The organism is Klebsiella pneumoniae complex sp. WS1778, from assembly GCF_049472055.1.
Taxonomy (GTDB): Bacteria; Pseudomonadota; Gammaproteobacteria; order Enterobacterales; family Enterobacteriaceae; genus Klebsiella; species Klebsiella quasipneumoniae.
Map to the genome: position 1 here is coordinate 280,490 of NZ_JBKGTJ010000005.1, position 17,876 is coordinate 298,365.

17 protein-coding genes are annotated in these 17,876 nt (G+C 58.2%); 4 read left to right on the forward strand and 13 right to left on the reverse strand.

The genetic code is table 11. The features are described from left to right. Nucleotides 1-30: 30 nt before the first annotated feature. Entirely contained in the window at nucleotides 31-1,446 is a 1,416-nt protein-coding gene (dnaB, locus tag ACLEXF_RS21285) for a replicative DNA helicase (RefSeq protein WP_002884942.1), read from the reverse strand. 169 nt (nucleotides 1,447-1,615) lie between these two features. On the opposite strand from dnaB, the gene ACLEXF_RS21290 reads away from it, so the two are divergent. Next, complete coding sequence (locus ACLEXF_RS21290; protein ID WP_004177848.1) at nucleotides 1,616-2,599, forward strand: quinone oxidoreductase; 984 nt, start codon at nucleotides 1,616-1,618, stop codon at nucleotides 2,597-2,599. Between the two features lie 237 nt (nucleotides 2,600-2,836). On the opposite strand, the gene pspG is transcribed toward ACLEXF_RS21290, so the two are convergent. The 3 genes from pspG to ACLEXF_RS21305 form a co-directional block, all read right to left on the reverse strand. Continuing rightward, complete coding sequence (gene pspG / locus ACLEXF_RS21295; protein WP_004206297.1) at nucleotides 2,837-3,079, reverse strand: envelope stress response protein PspG; 243 nt, start codon at nucleotides 3,077-3,079, stop codon at nucleotides 2,837-2,839. A 140-nt stretch (nucleotides 3,080-3,219) separates the two neighbouring features. After that, complete coding sequence (gene dusA / locus ACLEXF_RS21300) at nucleotides 3,220-4,218, reverse strand: tRNA dihydrouridine(20/20a) synthase DusA (protein WP_017900120.1); 999 nt, start codon at nucleotides 4,216-4,218, stop codon at nucleotides 3,220-3,222. A 100-nt stretch (nucleotides 4,219-4,318) separates the two neighbouring features. After that, nucleotides 4,319-4,807, reverse strand: a complete 489-nt coding sequence (locus ACLEXF_RS21305; RefSeq protein ID WP_004206295.1) for a cupin domain-containing protein — start codon at nucleotides 4,805-4,807, stop codon at nucleotides 4,319-4,321. Nucleotides 4,808-5,055: 248 nt separating this feature from the next. On the opposite strand from ACLEXF_RS21305, the gene zur reads away from it, so the two are divergent. Beyond that, nucleotides 5,056-5,571, forward strand: coding sequence for a zinc uptake transcriptional repressor Zur (gene zur / locus ACLEXF_RS21310; RefSeq protein ID WP_004206294.1), 516 nt, complete (start codon nucleotides 5,056-5,058; stop codon nucleotides 5,569-5,571). A 95-nt stretch (nucleotides 5,572-5,666) separates the two neighbouring features. Here the strand turns inward: zur and ACLEXF_RS21315 are convergent, their stop codons facing one another. The 4 genes from ACLEXF_RS21315 to ACLEXF_RS21330 all read right to left on the reverse strand — a co-directional run bounded on the left by ACLEXF_RS21315 (nucleotide 5,667) and on the right by ACLEXF_RS21330 (nucleotide 8,597). After that, nucleotides 5,667-5,876: a CsbD family protein gene (locus tag ACLEXF_RS21315; protein WP_004206293.1), complete on the reverse strand. Its 210-nt coding sequence runs from the start codon at nucleotides 5,874-5,876 to the stop codon at nucleotides 5,667-5,669. Between the two features lie 235 nt (nucleotides 5,877-6,111). Then, nucleotides 6,112-7,428, reverse strand: coding sequence for an MATE family efflux transporter DinF (gene dinF / locus ACLEXF_RS21320; protein ID WP_043519212.1), 1,317 nt, complete (start codon nucleotides 7,426-7,428; stop codon nucleotides 6,112-6,114). Between the two features lie 69 nt (nucleotides 7,429-7,497). Then, complete coding sequence (lexA, locus tag ACLEXF_RS21325; protein WP_004206291.1) at nucleotides 7,498-8,106, reverse strand: transcriptional repressor LexA; 609 nt, start codon at nucleotides 8,104-8,106, stop codon at nucleotides 7,498-7,500. Nucleotides 8,107-8,228: 122 nt separating this feature from the next. Continuing rightward, nucleotides 8,229-8,597, reverse strand: a complete 369-nt coding sequence (locus ACLEXF_RS21330) for a diacylglycerol kinase (RefSeq protein WP_004206290.1) — start codon at nucleotides 8,595-8,597, stop codon at nucleotides 8,229-8,231. Between the two features lie 129 nt (nucleotides 8,598-8,726). On the opposite strand from ACLEXF_RS21330, the gene plsB reads away from it, so the two are divergent. Continuing rightward, nucleotides 8,727-11,150, forward strand: coding sequence for a glycerol-3-phosphate 1-O-acyltransferase PlsB (gene plsB / locus ACLEXF_RS21335; RefSeq protein WP_004206289.1), 2,424 nt, complete (start codon nucleotides 8,727-8,729; stop codon nucleotides 11,148-11,150). Nucleotides 11,151-11,208: 58 nt separating this feature from the next. Here the strand turns inward: plsB and ubiA are convergent, their stop codons facing one another. From ubiA to malK, 5 genes are all read right to left on the reverse strand, one after another. Next, on the reverse strand, nucleotides 11,209-12,075 hold the full coding sequence (ubiA, locus tag ACLEXF_RS21340; RefSeq protein WP_002884808.1) for a 4-hydroxybenzoate octaprenyltransferase: 867 nt from the start codon (nucleotides 12,073-12,075) through the stop codon (nucleotides 11,209-11,211). A 12-nt stretch (nucleotides 12,076-12,087) separates the two neighbouring features. Continuing rightward, a complete protein-coding gene (ubiC, locus tag ACLEXF_RS21345; protein WP_017900123.1) occupies nucleotides 12,088-12,585 on the reverse strand; it encodes a chorismate lyase in 498 nt (165 codons plus the stop codon). Nucleotides 12,586-12,772: 187 nt separating this feature from the next. After that, nucleotides 12,773-13,702 carry a maltose operon protein MalM gene (gene malM, locus ACLEXF_RS21350; protein ID WP_008807310.1) on the reverse strand — a complete coding sequence of 310 codons (930 nt, stop codon included), beginning with the start codon at nucleotides 13,700-13,702 and terminating at the stop codon, nucleotides 12,773-12,775. Between the two features lie 114 nt (nucleotides 13,703-13,816). Further along, nucleotides 13,817-15,106, reverse strand: a complete 1,290-nt coding sequence (locus ACLEXF_RS21355; protein ID WP_002884747.1) for a maltoporin — start codon at nucleotides 15,104-15,106, stop codon at nucleotides 13,817-13,819. Nucleotides 15,107-15,191: 85 nt separating this feature from the next. Continuing rightward, nucleotides 15,192-16,301 carry a maltose/maltodextrin ABC transporter ATP-binding protein MalK gene (gene malK, locus ACLEXF_RS21360; RefSeq protein ID WP_002884743.1) on the reverse strand — a complete coding sequence of 370 codons (1,110 nt, stop codon included), beginning with the start codon at nucleotides 16,299-16,301 and terminating at the stop codon, nucleotides 15,192-15,194. Between the two features lie 370 nt (nucleotides 16,302-16,671). Between malK and malE the strand changes: the two genes are divergently transcribed. After that, nucleotides 16,672-17,862 (forward strand): maltose/maltodextrin ABC transporter substrate-binding protein MalE, encoded by a 1,191-nt coding sequence (gene malE, locus ACLEXF_RS21365; protein ID WP_085841368.1) that lies wholly within the window; start codon nucleotides 16,672-16,674, stop codon nucleotides 17,860-17,862. Nucleotides 17,863-17,876: the final 14 nt, after the last annotated feature.

Consider the following 17,876-nt stretch of genomic DNA (forward strand, 5'->3'; position numbering starts at 1 on the left):
TGAATTCCTTAATAAAAGAAGGAGGAAGGGTTACTCATCATCATACTGAGGACCGGCATAATTATCGAAACGCGACCACTGACCGTTGAAGGTCAGTCGCACGGTGCCGATCGGGCCGTTACGTTGTTTACCAATGATAATTTCCGCGATGCCCTTAAGATCGCTGTTCTCGTGATAGACCTCATCACGGTAAATGAACATGATTAAGTCGGCATCCTGTTCGATAGAGCCGGACTCACGCAGGTCGGAGTTGACCGGACGTTTATCGGCACGTTGTTCCAGTGAGCGGTTCAGCTGCGACAGCGCCACCACCGGCACCTGTAGCTCTTTGGCCAGCGCCTTCAGCGAGCGGGAGATTTCGGCGATCTCCAGGGTACGGTTGTCAGAGAGCGACGGCACGCGCATCAGCTGCAGGTAGTCGATCATAATCAGCCCGATGCCGCCATGCTCGCGAGCGATACGCCGCGCGCGGGAACGCACTTCCGTCGGCGTCAGGCCGGAGGAATCATCGATATAGATGTTACGTTTTTCCAGCAGGATGCCCATGGTGCCGGAGATCCGCGCCCAGTCTTCATCGTCCAGCTGACCGGTACGAATGCGGGTCTGATCGACGCGCGACAGCGAGGCCAGAGAACGCATCATGATCTGCTCGGAGGGCATCTCGAGACTGAAGATGAGTACCGGTTTGTCCTGCAGCATCGCTGCGTTTTCCACGAGGTTCATCGCGAAGGTCGTTTTACCCATCGACGGACGGGCGGCGACGATAATCAGATCCGACGGCTGCAGGCCGGCGGTCTTTTTGTTGAGGTCGTCGTAGCCGGTGTTGACCCCGGTAACGCCGTCATGCGGCTGCTGGAACAGCTGTTCGATACGGGCGACAGTGGCGTCGAGGACATCGGCGATGTTTTTCGGCCCTTCGTCTTTATTGGCCCGGCTTTCAGCGATTTTAAAGACGCGGGACTCGGCGAGATCGAGCAGATCTTCGCTGGTTCGCCCCTGCGGGTCGAAGCCGGCCTCGGCGATCTCATTGGCCACCGAGATCATCTCGCGCACGACCGCGCGTTCGCGCACGATGTCGGCATAGGCGCTGATGTTCGCCGCGCTGGGGGTATTTTTGGACAGTTCCGCCAGATAGGCAAAACCGCCCACGCTGTCCAGCTGTCCCTGACGCTCCAGCGACTCCGCAAGGGTGATCAGGTCAATCGGGCTGCCCGACTCCTGCAGGCGCGCCATCTCGGTAAAAATATGACGATGCGGACGGGTATAAAAGTCGTCGGCAACGACGCGTTCGGCGACGTCGTCCCAGCGCTCGTTATCCAGCATTAAACCGCCCAACACCGACTGCTCCGCTTCAATCGAGTGCGGCGGGACTTTCAGCCCGGCGAGCTGCGGATCGCGTTCGCGGGTTTCTGTCTGTGGTTTGTTGAAGGGTTTATTTCCTGCCATAGCCTAACATTTCACCGATACGGAAAAGAGCGTGACAGTATAGCGAGAAAGCCATTGCCGCTAAAGAACCCATTAAGCGTGGCTGGCCTGAGGCGGGTAAGAAAATCCGTCGCTGCCGCCGCAGGCTGTTAAGCTTACTGGATAATCTCAGAACAACACAGGAGCGAACATGGCAACACGCATCGAATTTTCAAAACACGGGGGGCCGGAGGTGCTTCAGGCGGTTGAGTTTACCCCTCGCGATCCTGCGGAGCATGAAATTCAGGTCGAAAACAAAGCCATCGGCATCAATTATATCGACACCTATGTTCGCAGCGGCCTCTATCCGCCGCCGTCGCTGCCGAGCGGTCTGGGCACCGAGGCGGCCGGCATCGTCAGTAAAGTCGGCCATGGGGTGACGCACATTAAGGCAGGCGATCGGGTGGTGTACGCCCAGTCGGCGCTCGGCGCCTACAGCACGGTGCACAATGTGCTGGCCGATAAAGCGGCGGTCCTGCCGGACGCCATCTCTTTCGAACAGGCCGCCGCGTCGTTCCTCAAAGGATTAACGGTCTGGTATCTGTTGCGTAAAACTTACGAAATTAAGCCTGATGAGATGTTCCTGTTTCATGCCGCCGCCGGCGGCGTGGGGCTGATTGCCTGTCAGTGGGCGAAAGCGCTGGGGGCGAAACTTATCGGCACCGTCGGCAGCGCGCAGAAGGCGCAGCGCGCCAAAGCGGCGGGCGCCTGGCAGGTGATTAACTATCGCGAAGAACCTATCGCGGAGCGGCTCAAAGCGCTCACCGACGGTAAGAAAGTCGCCGTAGTCTATGACTCGGTAGGGAAAGATACCTGGGAAGCCTCTCTGGACTGTCTGCAGCGCCGCGGCCTGATGGTCAGCTTTGGCAACTCCTCCGGCCCGGTGACCGGCGTTAATCTGGGGATCCTGAATCAGAAAGGTTCTCTGTACGTCACCCGCCCATCGCTGCAGGGCTATATCACCAACCGGGAAGAGCTGGCTGAAGCCTGCAGTGAGCTGTTTTCGCTGATCGCCAGTGGAGTAATCAAAGTGGACGTGCCGGAGAGTCAGACCTATCCGCTGACCGAAGCGCGACGGGCGCATGAAGTTCTGGAGAGCCGGGTGACACAGGGGTCGAGTCTGCTGCTGCCGTAAGCGGTCAAAAGGACAAAAGGACAAAAGGACAAAAGGACAAAAGGACAAAAGGACAAAAGGACAAAAGGACAAAAGTTTAGGGCTTCCACCTGGGAAGCCCTTACTTTTTTTTAGTTCGGCTGTATGTAGGGTACAGCGCGATGAATTCGTTAACGCGCTAATAGTGACAGATTTGCGTAGCGATGCCTACGCGGTTCTGTGCAAAATTGTTCAGGTTGTGACACACCCCTCAATACCTTAGTAACGCCAACGGTTATTGTCGCGAAAAGCGTTTCCGTCCGGGGTTTTCAGCGCCCGAATAACCCACACCACCACCACCGCCAACAGCAGCCACGGCAGCAATTTGATCATTAAAGCAAACAAACCGCCGACGAACATCAGCGCCGTAGCCACCACGATGGCGGCGATAATCCCCAACAGCGATACGCCGGTGACCAGCAGCATGACAAAAAATCCGATGACAAATAACAGTTCCAGCATGGCTCTCTCCCCACAGTCATTAATATGTCGCTCTGCAGGTATTACAAAAAACATGCCAACAATAACAAACTGAATTTAAAAGAAAACGCCCCGCAATAGTGTGCGAGGCGTGGTCAATTTCACCAGGTTTTGGTGAGAAACTAACGCTTATCGGCCACCAGCTTTAGGGCCTGCTCCAGCACCGCAATGTCGGCGCCGGGTTTATGCGCATTTTCGCTCAGGTAGCGACGCCACTGGCGGGCGCCTGGGATACCCTGAAACAGTCCCAGCATATGACGGGTGATATGGCCCAGATAGGTGCCCTTGCTGAGCTCGCGCTCAATATACGGGTACATGGCCCGCACGACGGCCACCGGATCGGCATCCGCGCCGGCGACGCCGAAAATCTCCCGGTCGACCGAAGCCAGAATACCCGGATTCTGATAGGCCTCACGCCCGACCATCACCCCATCCATATGCTCAAGCTGCATTCTGGCTTCATCCAGCGATTTGATACCGCCGTTAATCGCCATCGTCAGGTGGGGGAAGTCACGCTTCAGCTGCCAGACGCGGGGGTAATCCAGCGGCGGGATCTCGCGGTTCTCTTTCGGGCTCAGACCGGAGAGCCAGGCTTTGCGGGCGTGAATAATAAACATCTCACATTCGCCCTTGCCGGAGACCGTCTCAATGAAATCACAGAGGAATTCATAGCTATCCTGGTCGTCGATGCCGATACGGGTCTTCACCGTGACCGGGATCGACACCACATCGCGCATCGCTTTGATACAGTCGGCCACCAGCGGCGCGTTACCCATCAGGCAGGCGCCAAACATCCCGTTCTGCACGCGATCGGAGGGGCAGCCGACGTTGAGATTGATCTCGTCATAGCCGCGCGCCTCGGCCAGCTTCGCGCACTGCGCCAGGGCCTGCGGGTCGCTGCCGCCGAGCTGCAGTGCGACCGGGTGCTCTTCTTCGCTATACGCCAGGTAGTCGCCTTTGCCATGAATAATCGCCCCGGTGGTCACCATTTCGGTATACAGCAGCGTATGCCGCGACAGCAGCCGCAGGAAGTAGCGGCAATGTCGGTCAGTCCAGTCGAGCATCGGCGCGATGGAGAAGCGATGAGCAGGGAAAACAGGTGACGTTGATTCAGGCATCATGGCGAATAAATAAGCATCCGGGTAAAAAGGGGCGCTACTATAGCATAAAGATAAACCACAGGCGCGTAGTGCGCCGCGCTTCGCCCCTTCCCGGTGTCGATTACTTTATCCGCGGTTTGCCGTCATGTGGGCCAAAGAACTGCGGCGGATGGTCAACCCAGCGATCCTGGCGCGTCGCGGCATAGCCAGGATTGAGCGGGTAGTAAATTCGGTTGTACTTTTTGTTGGCCTCACCCACCACCAACAGACGAACCTCCTGCTCGGTGTTATTGAGAAAAGTGTGGCAGATGCCGGTACCAGCGGGAAAACCCACGCTGTCCCCCGGCTCCAGTTTCCAGAGATAGCCGTTTATCCACACTTCCGGATAGCCCTCCAGCACATAGATGAACTCTTCCTCATCGCTCTCCGCGTGCGGGTAAGAGGTGCGCCGCCCGGGCGGCAGTCTCTCGTGGTGGATCCCCAACCGATTGAGGCGTAAACCGCGCCCCAGCGGCGCGCCAATGGAAAAACGCTCCGGGCTGTCGGGATAAGTGGCATCGTCGGGCCCTTCCAGTTCGCGCCAGTGGCGAATGCAATCAGGTCGTTTCATCGTTTTCTCCCGAAAATGAGACACTTCAGATATAGCATACCTGGGTCAGGCGTGTTGCGATTAAATCGGGCATGACGGTTTTAGCGGCCGGCTAAGGCGCAGCCTCCACGAGCGTCAGCGGCCAGCACCCGGAACTGGCGCAGGCACCGACAACCTGAAGTATGACCCGCATCACCCGTCGGGTCTCGGCGTTTTCCGCGGAACGTGATAAAGTAACAGATTCAATTTCACGCAACCTGAGGATGCTCATGGATAAGACCCCTTCGCAAGAGATGTTAGCGCATGCTGAAAAGCTGTGTGCGCAACGCGGCGTACGCCTGACCCCACAGCGTCTGGAAGTGTTGCGCCTGATGAGCCTGCAGCAAGGGGCAATCAGCGCCTACGACCTGCTGGATCTGCTGCGCGAGAAAGAGCCGCAGGCGAAGCCGCCGACGGTCTACCGCGCGCTGGAGTTCTTACTCGAGCAGGGTTTTGTCCACAAGGTGGAATCGACCAACAGCTATGTGCTGTGTCATCTCTTTGACCAGCCGACCCACAGCTCGGCCATGTTTATCTGCGACCGCTGCGGCGTGGTGAAGGAAGAGGCGGCTGAAGGGGTGGAAGATATCATGCATACGCTGGCGGCCAGAATGGGCTTCGCCCTGCGCCACAATGTGATTGAAGCTCACGGCCTCTGCGCGAGCTGCGTGGAAGTAGAAGCCTGCAGCACGCCGGGACACTGCCACCACGATCATACTATTCAGCTCAAAAAGAAAGCCCGCTGAGCGGCAGCCGCAGCGGGAAAAAGGGTTAACGGCGCGTCCCTGCGCCATTCAGACAGGCACTAACACAAATGCTTCTTTCTTCGGATCAAGGAACGCTACCAGCGATAGTCGTTCTTATGCTCCCAGTCTGAGACTTCTTTCTCAGCCTGATCTTTCGCATAGCCGTAACGCTCCTGAATTTTGCCGACCAACTGGTCGCGCTTCCCTTCGATTACGGTCATATCATCATCGGTAAGTTTGCCCCACTGTTCCTTGGCTTTACCTTTCAACTGTTTCCAGTTACCGCCGATTTCGTCTTTATTCATGATAACGTCCTCATCATTCGGTGGGTTTACAGCCCGTTTTGTGCCGGACATGGTATTAACTATAGATGAGAATGCTGGCGCCGATTCGTTATTCGGAATTTTTAACCACCATACCGATGGATAAGACTGAGGAGATTTCCCCGGCTTGCGCTACGCTGAGCCGGGCTACTGAGTTGCCCCGGTAAGCGGTGCGCAACCACGGGAATTCATGGATAGCCGTTATGAACGGCAATAACTAGCTAAACCAGGTTCCGCGTCGCCAGTGGCGGCGCCAGATCAGCGCCAGCGACAGGCCGCGCAGGGCGAGAAACACGGCCAGCGCCAGCCACAGGCCGTGATTGCCGAGCACCGGGACCGTAAGCAGCGTCACGGCGAAGCCGGCCGCGGCGACCGCCATGCTGTTCCGCATCTCCGCGCCGCGCGTCGCGCCGATAAACATGCCGTCCAGCAGATAGCACCAGACCCCGACCACCGGCAGGATCGTCTGCCAGATCAGATAGCGATCGGCCAGCTGCTGCAGGGAAGGCAGCGAGGTTAACAGCGCGATGATGTGCCCCCCCGCCAGGCTGTAAACCAGGGCAAACGCCAGCGCCACCATACCGGACTGCCGGCAGGCCGCCCGCCACACCTCCAGCAGCTGGCTGCCGTCGCGCGCGCCGTAGGCCTGGCCGGAGTGGGCCTCCACGGCATAGGCAAAGCCATCCAGCGCGTAGGCGGTAAAAGTCAGCATGGTCATCAGTACGGCGTTGACCGCCACGATATCGCTGCCCAGCCGGGCGCCGAAGACGGTCAGCGCGCCAAAGCACAGCTGCAGCAGCAGGGAGCGCAGCATGATGTCGCGATTCAACGCCAGCAGACGGCGCATGTCTCCGCGCCAGGCGTTTTTCAGCATCGCCAGCGACACGCCGCGCAGCGTTAGCACCCGCTTCGCCATCATCAGGCCGATAATCAGGGTCGCGTACTCCGCGGTGACCGTGGCCAGCGCCGCCCCCTGGACGTTCATCCGCAGGCCCATCACCAGCCACAGGTCGAGCACAATATTCAACAGATTACCGACCACCAGCAAAATCACCGGCGCCCGGGCGTACTGGACCCCCAGCAGCCAGCCGAGCAGCACCAGGTTGGCCAGCGAGGCGGGCGCGCTGAGCCAGCGGATTTCGAGAAACCGTCTCGCCTGCTCGAGAACCGCCTCGCTGCCGCCGACGATATGCAGGGCGAGGTTAATCAGCGGCAGGCGAAACAGGATAATTAACACCCCGGCGCCCAGCGCCAGGACCAGCGGCTGCACCAGCGCCCGCGCCAGTCGCAGCGGATCTTTGGCCCCCCAGGCCTGAGCGGTCAGCCCGGTGGTGCTCATGCGCAGAAACAGCAGCAGCATAAACAGGAAACTGGTGGCCGTTGCTCCGACCGCGACGCCGCCGAGGTATACCGGGCTGTCAAGGTGGCCGATCACTGCGGTATCCACCAGCCCCAGCAGCGGGACGGTGATATTGGAGAAAATCATGGGGAGTGCAAGGCGCCACAGCGCTTTATCGGCAGCGTTGAGCAGCATGTTCGGAGACCTGATAGAGGACAAACGTCGCAGCGTCATGCATCAGATGACGCTGCGCAGGGGCAGGCGTTACAGCCATTCTCCATTACGGATCACGCCAACGGCCAGACCCTCAATGGTAAAACTCTGCTGACGCAGATCGACAACGATAGGGGTAAACTCGCTGTTTTCCGGCAGCAGTTCGACGACGTTGCCCTGCTTTTTCAGGCGCTTGACCGTCACTTCATCGTCAATGCGCGCTACCACCACCTGGCCATTGCGCACATCCTGGGTTTTGTGGACCGCCAGCAGATCGCCATCCAGAATACCGATGTCTTTCATCGACATCCCGCTGACGCGCAGCAGAAAATCGGCGTTGGGCTTGAACATCGACGGGTCGACCTGATAGTGGCCTTCAATATGCTGCTGCGCCAGCAGCGGCTCACCGGCGGCGACGCGGCCGATCAGCGGCAGGCCGTGCTCTTCTTCCGTCAGCAGGCGGATACCGCGCGAGGCGCCGGAGACGATCTCGATCGCGCCTTTACGCGCCAGCGCTTTCAGGTGTTCTTCCGCCGCGTTTGGGGAACGGAACCCCAAGCGCTGAGCAATCTCCGCACGCGTCGGCGGCATGCCCGTCTGGCTGATATGATCCCGAATGAGATCAAACACCTCTTGCTGCCTGGTCGTTAACGCTTTCATTCCGCCCCCTGGGTGTATATACAGTTATGCTGTGAGTATATACAGCTAACGGTGATTTTGGAACCACATGGCACACAAAAATCGGCAGATTGTTTATATTTTGCGAGGGTTAGCGAAGAACGTTAGTGATAATGGCTCCACAGCAGCGTTCCCCAGGTGATCAGCGCGATGATAATCGCCAGCAGGACCGCCGCCGACCCCATGTCTTTGGCGCGCCCTGAAAGCTCATGATAATCCGAGCCAATACGGTCCACGACCGCCTCAATCGCGCTGTTGAGAATTTCGACTATCATCACTAGCAGGACCGAGCCAATCAGCAATACGCGGGTGATGGCGTCGACGTCCAGCCAGCAGGCTATTGCGACGGCCACAATGGCGGCGACGCCTTCCTGACGAAACGCGGCCTCGTTGATCCACGCCGCGCGAAATCCTTTCCAGGAGTAACCTGCCGCCTTAATGATTCGGGTTAACCCGGTGGTATTATTGGCCATCACAAAACCTTTTTTATGTAAATGACGTCGATGAGTGTACGCGTTTGCCGCGCGGTAACGGAAATTTTGCCCGCTTTCTGTTATTCTTGCCGCGCATTTGCATGATTAACCAGAGGCTTCACATCGTTTATGTCCGGCTGGCAACGAATTTACTATAAATTACTGAATTTACCATTACGGGTGCTGGTAAAAAGCAAGTCTATTCCGGCAGAGCCTGCTCAGGAATTAGGACTCGATACCTCGCGTCCGGTCATGTACGTCCTGCCCTATAACTCCAAGGCGGACCTGCTGACGCTGCGCGCCCAATGCCTGGCGCATGATTTACCTGACCCGCTAGAACCGCTGGAAATCGACGGCGCCCTGCTGCCGCGCTACGTATTCATCCACGGCGGGCCGCGCGTATTCACCTATTACACGCCAAAAGAAGAGTCCATCAAGCTGTTCCACGACTACCTCGATCTGCACCGCAACCATCCGGATCTCGATGTGCAAATGGTGCCGGTGTCGGTGATGTTCGGCCGCTCGCCGGGTCGTGAGAAAGGGGAAGTCAATCCGCCGCTGCGGATGCTTAACGGCATTCAGAAATTTTTCGCCGTCTCCTGGCTCGGCCGCGACAGCTTCGTGCGCTTCTCGCCTTCCGTATCGCTGCGTCGCATGGCCGATGAGCACGGTACTGATAAGATCATCGCCCAGAAACTGGCTCGCGTCGCGCGGATGCATTTTGCCCGCCAGCGCCTGGCCGCCGTCGGCCCGCGTCTGCCGGCCCGCCAGGATCTGTTTAACAAGCTGCTGGCGTCGAAGGCCATTGCCCGTGCGGTGGAAGACGAAGCACGCAGCAAGAAAATTTCCCACGAGAAGGCCCAGCAGAACGCGATTGCACTGATGGAAGAGATTGCCGCGAACTTCTCTTACGAGATGATCCGCCTGACCGACCGCATTCTCGGCTTCACCTGGAACCGCCTGTATCAGGGCATCAACGTGCATAACGCCGAGCGCGTACGCCAACTGGCGCACGACGGCCATGAGATTGTCTATGTCCCCTGCCACCGCAGCCACATGGACTATCTGCTGCTCTCTTACGTCCTGTATCACCAGGGGCTGGTGCCACCGCACATCGCGGCGGGTATCAACCTTAACTTCTGGCCGGCCGGGCCAATCTTCCGCCGCCTCGGCGCGTTCTTTATTCGCCGCACCTTTAAGGGCAACAAGCTCTACTCCACGGTGTTCCGCGAGTACCTTGGCGAACTGTTCAGCCGCGGCTATTCCGTGGAGTATTTCGTCGAAGGCGGCCGCTCCCGTACCGGCCGTCTGCTCGATCCGAAGACCGGTACGCTGTCGATGACCATCCAGGCGATGCTGCGCGGCGGCACCCGGCCGATCACTCTGGTGCCGATCTATATCGGCTACGAGCACGTGATGGAGGTGGGGACCTATGCCAAAGAGCTGCGCGGCGCCACCAAAGAGAAAGAGAGTCTGCCGCAGATGCTGCGCGGCTTAAGCAAGCTGCGCAACCTTGGCCAGGGCTACGTTAACTTCGGCGAACCGCTGCCGCTGATGACCTACCTGAACCACCATGTGCCAGAGTGGCGGGAAGCAATTGACCCAATCGAAGCGGTCCGCCCCTCCTGGCTTACGCCGACGGTGAATAACATCGCCGCTGACCTGATGGTGCGCATCAATAACGCCGGCGCGGCCAACGCCATGAACCTGTGCTGTACGGCGCTACTGGCCTCCCGCCAGCGTTCGCTGACCCGTGAGCAGCTCACCCAGCAGTTAGAGTGCTACCTCGCGCTGCTGCGCAATGTGCCCTATTCGCCGGATGCCACCGCCCCATCCGCTTCGGCCAGCGAGCTTATCGACCATGCGCTGCAGATGAACAAGTTCGAAGTGGAGAAGGACACCATTGGCGACATCATCATTCTGCCGCGCGAGCAGGCGGTGCTGATGACCTACTATCGCAACAACATCGCCCATATGCTGGTGATGCCGTCGCTGTTAGCCGCCCTGGTGACTCAGCATCGTCATCTCAGCCGCGCCGAAGTGCTGCGCCATGTGGAAACGCTCTACCCGTTCCTCAAAGCCGAGCTGTTCCTGCGCTGGGAGAAAGCGGAGCTGGCCGGAGTAATGGATGCGCTGATTGCCGAGATGCTGCGTCAGGAGCTGATCGTCATCGATGGCGATGTGATGAGCCTTAACCCGTCGCACTCTCGCTCCCTGCAGTTGTTGGCCGCAGGCGCTCGCGAGACGCTGCAGCGCTACGCCATCACCTTCTGGCTGCTGAGCGCTAACCCGTCGATCAACCGCAGCTCGCTGGAGAAAGAGAGCCGTACCGTGGCGCAGCGCCTGTCGGTGCTGCATGGCATCAACGCGCCGGAGTTCTTCGACAAAGCAGTGTTCAGTACCCTGGTGTTGACCCTGCGCGATGAAGGCTATATCAGCGATACGGGCGATGCCGAGCCGGAAGAGACCCTGAAGGTCTACCGGATGCTGGCGGATTTGATTACATCGGATGTACGTCTGACGATCGAAAGCGTCACGCAGGACGACGCGTAACGCGGCGTTTGCCGTCCTCACCGCCCCCCGGTAAACCGGGGGGATGGGGACAGGTGTTTTACAGGTAGCTCATCGCCAGGCCGAGGAACAGCACCAGCCCGACGTAGTTATTGTTCATAAACGCTTTAAAGCAGTTGTCGCGGTCGCGATTGAAGATAAGCTTCTGCTGCCAGCCAAACAGACCCGCCGCCACGAACAGCGACCAGTAGTATTCCCAGCCCAGCCCATTCAGCCAGCCCACCGCGCCCATCAGCGCCAGCACGGCCACCTGCAGGATACCGATAATCAGACGATCGTTTTCGCCGAACAGGATCGCCGTCGATTTAATGCCGATCTTGACGTCGTCATCGCGATCCACCATCGCATACTGGGTATCGTAGGCCACCGCCCACAGAATGTTGGCGAGGAACATCAGCCAGCAGCTCAGCGGCAGCGATTCACTGACGGCCGAGAAGGCCATCGGGATCGACCAGCCAAAGGCCGCCCCCAGCACCACCTGCGGCAGATGGGTGTAGCGCTTCATAAACGGATAGACCCACGCCAGCGCCAGCGCCGCCACCGACAGCAAAATCGTCATGGTGTTGAGGGTAAGCACCAGCAGGAAGGAGAGCAGCACCAGAACGATAAACAGCGTTCGCGCCTCTTTCTCGGTGACGTCGCCGCTCGGCAGCGGACGGCGGGCGGTACGCTTTACGTGACCATCAAATTTTCGATCGGCATAGTCATTCACCACGCAGCCGGCGGCGCGCATCAGCCAGACGCCGGCGACAAAGACCGCCAGGATCCACAGCGGCGGGACGCCCGGCGAGGCCACCCATAGCGCCCACAGCGTCGGCCACAGCAGCAGCAAGGCGCCGATCGGTTTGTCAGTGCGCATCAGGCGATGAAACGCCAACAGCTTATTCTGCGACAGACTCCACTCCATTTTTTCTTCCTCTTAGTACAACGGCGACGCAGGCAAAAACAGCTCGGTCAGCAGCAGGGGTTTGCCGCTTAGCCGCAGGCGGGAACGACGTCCCCACAGCGCTGCATCGCGACCAATTTCAATAAAATCGCGGGTTAACGTCGACGACGTGAACAGGTATCGCCCCAGCGGGGTCTGCCCGAGCTGCTGTAGCGCCAGCTCCGGCCCACACAACGTCGACTCCGGCACCACCGTGCGCCCGGCCAGCCAGGGCTCACCGTCGGCATTGAGTATAATCTCCCGCAGCCAATAGCGCGGCTCGTCGGGCAACAGCGCCGCTTCGTCAGCCAGCGCCTCACGCCCGATATACCCTTCGTTAACCAGGGTGACGGTGACCTGCTTTCCTTGTTGCTCAAAACGCTGGGTCATTGAGTCCTCCAGCAGCAGCCAGTCACTCAGAGGCGGCGCCAGGGGCGGCATAACGGCAAAATAGCGCAGCGCACGCAGTCGCGTAAGCGCAGGATGGGACATGCCTGATTCTCCGGTACATAACGTGCAAGCATTGTATCGCAGAATAGGCGGTTGGTGGCGGGCAAACGTCAATATACGATCATTCACGCAACAGCCATGCAACAGACCGCCGCGCGTGCAAAAAAAGGTGCATCCCGGAGGATGCACCTAAAGGCTGTGCCTAAACATCAGCATTGTGGGGAGACGATTACCCCTTGCCTTTTACACTGCTGATAAAGGTGGAACGAGCGGATTTCGAGCCGAGGCGCTCAGCTTCGTTCATCAATTTCAGGGCTTTATCGATGTCACCTTGTTTCACCGCCTGCTTAATACCGTTGTTGAAGTAGGTTTCGGTATCGCTGAGCATCGGTTCGCTTTTAGCGGCCGGCGCAGCAGCAGCTGCGGCGGCTGGCGCGGCTACCGGCGCCGCGGTGTTACCGACGGTGACCGGGCCCGGGCCGGAGGAGCCGAACAGCGGCCCCACCAGCACGCTGGAGGTGCTGTTGGTTTTCACTTTCAGCTTCAGCACGCCATCGGTGGTATGTTTGGCGATCGGATCCGGAATGTCCGGCGCCGCATTGCCTGCGCCTTTGGCATAGGCTTTCGCCGGATCCAGCAGGGTGGTGGTCTGCTGGAGATCTTTCTCAGTGGTAAACACCAGTACATAGAGCTTCTGCTGGCCCAGCGCCGGAGTCAGGCGCATCACGCCGCCCAGGCGATCGGCAGTCATCACGCCCGGCTGCTGATAGGTGAAGTAGTTGCTGGGGAAGAACGCCGCTGGCGTCATGTTCTGGTCGAGAATCAGCACGTTCGGCGCAAAAATCTGCTTATGTTTGTTCAGCTCGCTGTCGAGGGTCAGGGTCAGCTCACCGATATTGGCCGGCACGCTCCAGGCGGCGACCGGTCCGACGATCCCCGGTACATCCAGGCGTTGACCGCCGGTGGTTAAATCTACGCTCTGCGTCTTCGATTGATCGGCAGGCGTCCAGATCAGCTGCTGCAGCGCACTGGCTGGAATAGACGGCGCGGCGCTGGTGTTCTGCGGCACAAAGTTAACATCGGCAAGGCTCATCCCCGGCACGCATGCCAACATCCCTGCGGATAAACACAGAGCGACGAGAGTTTTCTTCATTTTCATTCTTCTCACCTTGGATAGCATCGGTTTAGCGGTAGCCAGGCAATAGCGCGCTAACCCTGAATAGTCAGGAGGGGCCGATGCCCCTCCCAGGTTACACCCGTCCTGCGGACGGTATTACCACCACACTTCCATCTGGGCACCGAAGGTAACTTCGCTGTCGTCACCGCGGCTGGAGGTGAAAGCGCCGCTTCCGCTGCTGTCTTTTGTCTGCAGACCGGAGGTGTTGCTGTAGCCCCAGTTTTCATCCCATTTCGCGTAGGTTGCGAAGATACGGATAGCCGGACGAGACCAGACGCTGTTCCCTGCCTGCCATTGCTGAGCCAGAGTAATTTTGTACTGGTTGTTGTTTTCGCTGGTACGCTGGGATTTCACGTTGTCGTAACCGATTTCCAGCTGGGTGCTCATGATCGGCGTCCATTTGTACATCGGACGAACACCCACGGTGTACCAGGTGGAGCCGTTTTTGCTGTCCAGATCCACGTCCTGGTACATCGCAACGTACATCAGGCCCCAGTCATCGTTGAAGTCCATCGCGCCGTGATCCAGAACGCGGATCATGCTGCCGTTGTTATCGATGCTGGTCCCTTGAGAGTGGCCGCTGTTCCAGGAGGTCATTGCGTCAGTGGCGTACTGAACGACAAACTTGTTGAAGCCGCCCCAGATGGACTGAGTATGTTCACCGGTCCACATCCAGCCGTCTTTCGACGCGCCGTCTTCCAGACGGTAGTCATCCTGCGGGTTAGCACGGCCGTAATCGACGCCTAACTCCAGCACGCCGCCCGGGTTGGTTTCCAGGCCCGCCAGACGGATGTCAAAGACGTCGTTGGCAGTTTTCGCAGCATATTTTTTGGTGTCATCGCTGGAGAAAGTATAAGAGCCGCCGCTTTCTGAGTTACGGGTAGCGGCCAGAGAGAGCTTACCGAAGCCAAGGTCAACGTTTTCCAGACCTGCACCCGGGCCGGAGATATCCCAGTAGTAGAAGTCGATCATGTGAACGTCATGACGCTGATAGAAGCGTTTACCCGCCCACAGCGTGGAGCCCGGCAGCCAGTCGATCAGGTTTTTACCCTGGATGTTGGCTTCACGGAACGCCGGAGAGGTGCTTTCCCAGTCATCTTCCTGATTCACGGAATAGGCAACGTTAGTATCGAAATAAAAACTCTTATCCCCTTCCTTCCACAGCTCCTGGCCCAGCTTCAGTTCCGCATAGGTTTCACATTCGTTACCAAGACGATATTTACTTTGAGCGCCGGTCGCTTTGAAGCACTGTTGCTCGCCGCCGCTGCCGGTCCAGCCAATGCCGGAACGCGCGTAGCCATGGAAATCGACAGCCAGCGCCTGAGCAGACATAACGCCTGCCGCGACGGCGACCGCCAGTGGAAGTTTGCGCAGAGTAATCATCATTCTATCTCCTGAGATCATTGCTTTTCTTTGCACGCTTCGCCGGTGTACCGCCAGCCGGGTTCGCGCCTTTTTTTAATGGGAAGCCTTACACGCCCGGCTCTTTATGCAGCCGACGACAAGCGGTGCCATCCTCACGGAATAAATGGCAACGTTCTGGCGGCAAACCGATGGCGAATGTGGCTCCCTCTTCTACCAACACCACGTCGTTCTGGCGGTAAACCAGGTTCTGACGGATGGCGGGGATCTGGATATGAATTTGCGTTTCGTGACCTAACTGCTCGACGACCTGAACCTCACCTTCGAGGGTCACATCGGCGATATCGCTGGGCAGTAAATGCTCCGGGCGGATACCTAAGGACATGTTGGCGCCCGCCTGAACGTTGGCGCTGTCCACCGGCAGCCAGATTTGCTGACGGTTCGGCAGTTCAACCTGCACCTGATCGATAGCCGTCGCGGTGACTTTAACCGGCAGGAAGTTCATCTTCGGTGAACCGATAAAGCCGGCGACGAAGCGGTCAGCCGGATAGTGATAGAGTTCCAGCGGTTTCCCGACCTGCGCCACCCGGCCAGCGTCGAGGACCACGATCTTGTCCGCGAGGGTCATCGCTTCCACCTGATCGTGGGTGACATAGATCATGGTGCGGCCCAGTCGCTTATGCAGACGGGAGATTTCGATACGCATCTGGACGCGCAGGGCGGCATCGAGGTTGGAAAGCGGCTCATCCAGCAGGAAGACGCTCGGCTCAGCCACCAGGGTACGACCAATCGCCACGCGCTGGCGCTGACCGCCGGAGAGGGCTTTCGGTTTACGCTCCAGCAGATGGGCCAGCTGCAGCACTTCCGCAACCTGGGTCACCCGCTGGTTAATCAGATCTTTTTTCGCGCCGGCCAGCTTCAGGCCAAACGACATATTTTCCGCAACGGAAAGGTGGGGATAGAGCGCATAAGACTGGAATACCATCCCAACGCCGCGTTCTGCCGGTGGGATCTCGTTCATGCGGGTGTCCCCGATAAACAGGTCCCCGCTGGTAATAGTTTCTAACCCGGCAATCATACGCAGCAGGGTAGATTTGCCGCAGCCCGATGGCCCGACAAACACGACGAATTCCCCTTCGTGGATATCGAGATTGATATCTTTCGATACCACCACGTCACCCCAGGCTTTCGTTACATTTCGCAGCTGTACGCTCGCCATGCCCTTCTCCCTTCGTTACAACCTGTCACTAACAGTCACATTCAAGATGGGTCGACTATGCGGCATTCATTAGCCGGGCAAATCCTCCGCCCCCCGGCTTTTTTATGGGGGAGGAGATGGGAGGATGAGAGATTGGCTCTCGCCGCGGGGGATGGCGGGCGGCGCGTGATTTCGTGATGGAGGCGACAAAATTGGGCGCTTTTTTCTGTGCTCCAGGACGCAATACGGCCGTTTTTGCAATGGAGATCACACAACCAGCGGGTGGGGCGTAGACCTGGGGAGGATGGAAAGGGGTTGTTAAAAAAGGAAACTCATCATCGTTAAGCCACCGAAGTGTATCCACGAGTACAACACCAAAAAGGACGGGTATATGAAAATCAAAACTGGCGCTCGCATCCTCGCGCTGTCGGCACTGACCACGATGATGTTTTCCGCCTCTGCCCTCGCGAAAATTGAAGAAGGTAAGCTGGTTATCTGGATTAACGGCGACAAAGGCTACAACGGCCTCGCTGAAGTGGGTAAAAAGTTTGAAAAAGACACCGGCATTAAAGTTTCCGTAGAACACCCGGATAAGCTGGAAGAGAAATTCCCGCAGGTTGCGGCGACCGGCGACGGCCCGGACATCATCTTCTGGGCGCATGACCGTTTCGGCGGCTACGCGCAGTCCGGCCTGCTGGCGGAAATCGCCCCGGACAAAGCGTTCCAGGACAAACTCTATCCGTTCACCTGGGATGCCGTTCGCTATAACGGCAAACTGATCGCCTACCCGATCGCGGTGGAAGCGCTGTCCCTGATTTACAACAAAGACCTGGTGCCGAACCCGCCGAAGACCTGGGAAGAGATCCCGGCGCTGGATAAAGAACTGAAAGCGAAAGGTAAGAGCGCGCTGATGTTCAACCTGCAGGAACCGTACTTCACCTGGCCGCTGATCGCTGCCGACGGCGGATACGCGTTCAAGTTTGAAAACGGCAAGTACGATGTGAAAGACGTCGGCGTGGACAGCGCAGGCGCGAAAGCGGGCCTGACCTTCCTGGTTGACCTGATCAAGAACAAGCACATGAATGCCGATACCGATTACTCCATCGCGGAAGCGGCCTTCAACAAAGGTGAAACCGCGATGACCATCAACGGTCCGTGGGCGTGGTCTAACATCGATAAGAGCAAGGTTAACTACGGCGTGACCCTGCTGCCGACCTTTAAAGGCAAACCATCGAAACCGTTCGTTGGCGTGCTGAGCGCGGGGATCAACGCCGCCAGCCCGAATAAAGAGCTGGCGAAAGAGTTCCTCGAAAACTACCTGATGACCGATCAGGGTCTGGAATCGGTTAACAACGACAAACCGCTGGGTGCCGTGGCGCTGAAATCCTTCCAGGAAAAACTGGAAAAAGATCCGCGCATCGCCGCCACCATGGCGAACGCCCAGAAAGGCGAAATCATGCCTAACATCCCACAGATGTCTGCCTTCTGGTATGCCGTTCGTACCGCGGTTATCAACGCCGCCAGCGGTCGTCAGACTGTCGATGCTGCGCTGAAGGATGCCCAGAGCCGTATCACCAAGTAAGAAAACGGCGGGTG

Excerpts from the sequence above, each read along its gene's own strand:
- dnaB (WP_002884942.1), bottom strand. The coding sequence starts at position 1,446 with ATGGCAGGAAATAAACCCTTCAACAAACCACAGACAGAAACCCGCGAA.
- ACLEXF_RS21290 (WP_004177848.1), top strand. The coding sequence starts at position 1,616 with ATGGCAACACGCATCGAATTTTCAAAACACGGGGGGCCGGAGGTGCTT.
- pspG (WP_004206297.1), bottom strand. The coding sequence starts at position 3,079 with ATGCTGGAACTGTTATTTGTCATCGGATTTTTTGTCATGCTGCTGGTC.
- dusA (WP_017900120.1), bottom strand. The coding sequence starts at position 4,218 with ATGATGCCTGAATCAACGTCACCTGTTTTCCCTGCTCATCGCTTCTCC.
- ACLEXF_RS21305 (WP_004206295.1), bottom strand. The coding sequence starts at position 4,807 with ATGAAACGACCTGATTGCATTCGCCACTGGCGCGAACTGGAAGGGCCC.
- zur (WP_004206294.1), top strand. The coding sequence starts at position 5,056 with ATGGATAAGACCCCTTCGCAAGAGATGTTAGCGCATGCTGAAAAGCTG.
- ACLEXF_RS21315 (WP_004206293.1), bottom strand. The coding sequence starts at position 5,876 with ATGAATAAAGACGAAATCGGCGGTAACTGGAAACAGTTGAAAGGTAAA.
- dinF (WP_043519212.1), bottom strand. The coding sequence starts at position 7,428 with ATGCTGCTCAACGCTGCCGATAAAGCGCTGTGGCGCCTTGCACTCCCC.
- lexA (WP_004206291.1), bottom strand. The coding sequence starts at position 8,106 with ATGAAAGCGTTAACGACCAGGCAGCAAGAGGTGTTTGATCTCATTCGG.
- ACLEXF_RS21330 (WP_004206290.1), bottom strand. The coding sequence starts at position 8,597 with ATGGCCAATAATACCACCGGGTTAACCCGAATCATTAAGGCGGCAGGT.
- plsB (WP_004206289.1), top strand. The coding sequence starts at position 8,727 with ATGTCCGGCTGGCAACGAATTTACTATAAATTACTGAATTTACCATTA.
- ubiA (WP_002884808.1), bottom strand. The coding sequence starts at position 12,075 with ATGGAGTGGAGTCTGTCGCAGAATAAGCTGTTGGCGTTTCATCGCCTG.
- ubiC (WP_017900123.1), bottom strand. The coding sequence starts at position 12,585 with ATGTCCCATCCTGCGCTTACGCGACTGCGTGCGCTGCGCTATTTTGCC.
- malM (WP_008807310.1), bottom strand. The coding sequence starts at position 13,702 with ATGAAAATGAAGAAAACTCTCGTCGCTCTGTGTTTATCCGCAGGGATG.
- ACLEXF_RS21355 (WP_002884747.1), bottom strand. The coding sequence starts at position 15,106 with ATGATGATTACTCTGCGCAAACTTCCACTGGCGGTCGCCGTCGCGGCA.
- malK (WP_002884743.1), bottom strand. The coding sequence starts at position 16,301 with ATGGCGAGCGTACAGCTGCGAAATGTAACGAAAGCCTGGGGTGACGTG.
- malE (WP_085841368.1), top strand. The coding sequence starts at position 16,672 with ATGAAAATCAAAACTGGCGCTCGCATCCTCGCGCTGTCGGCACTGACC.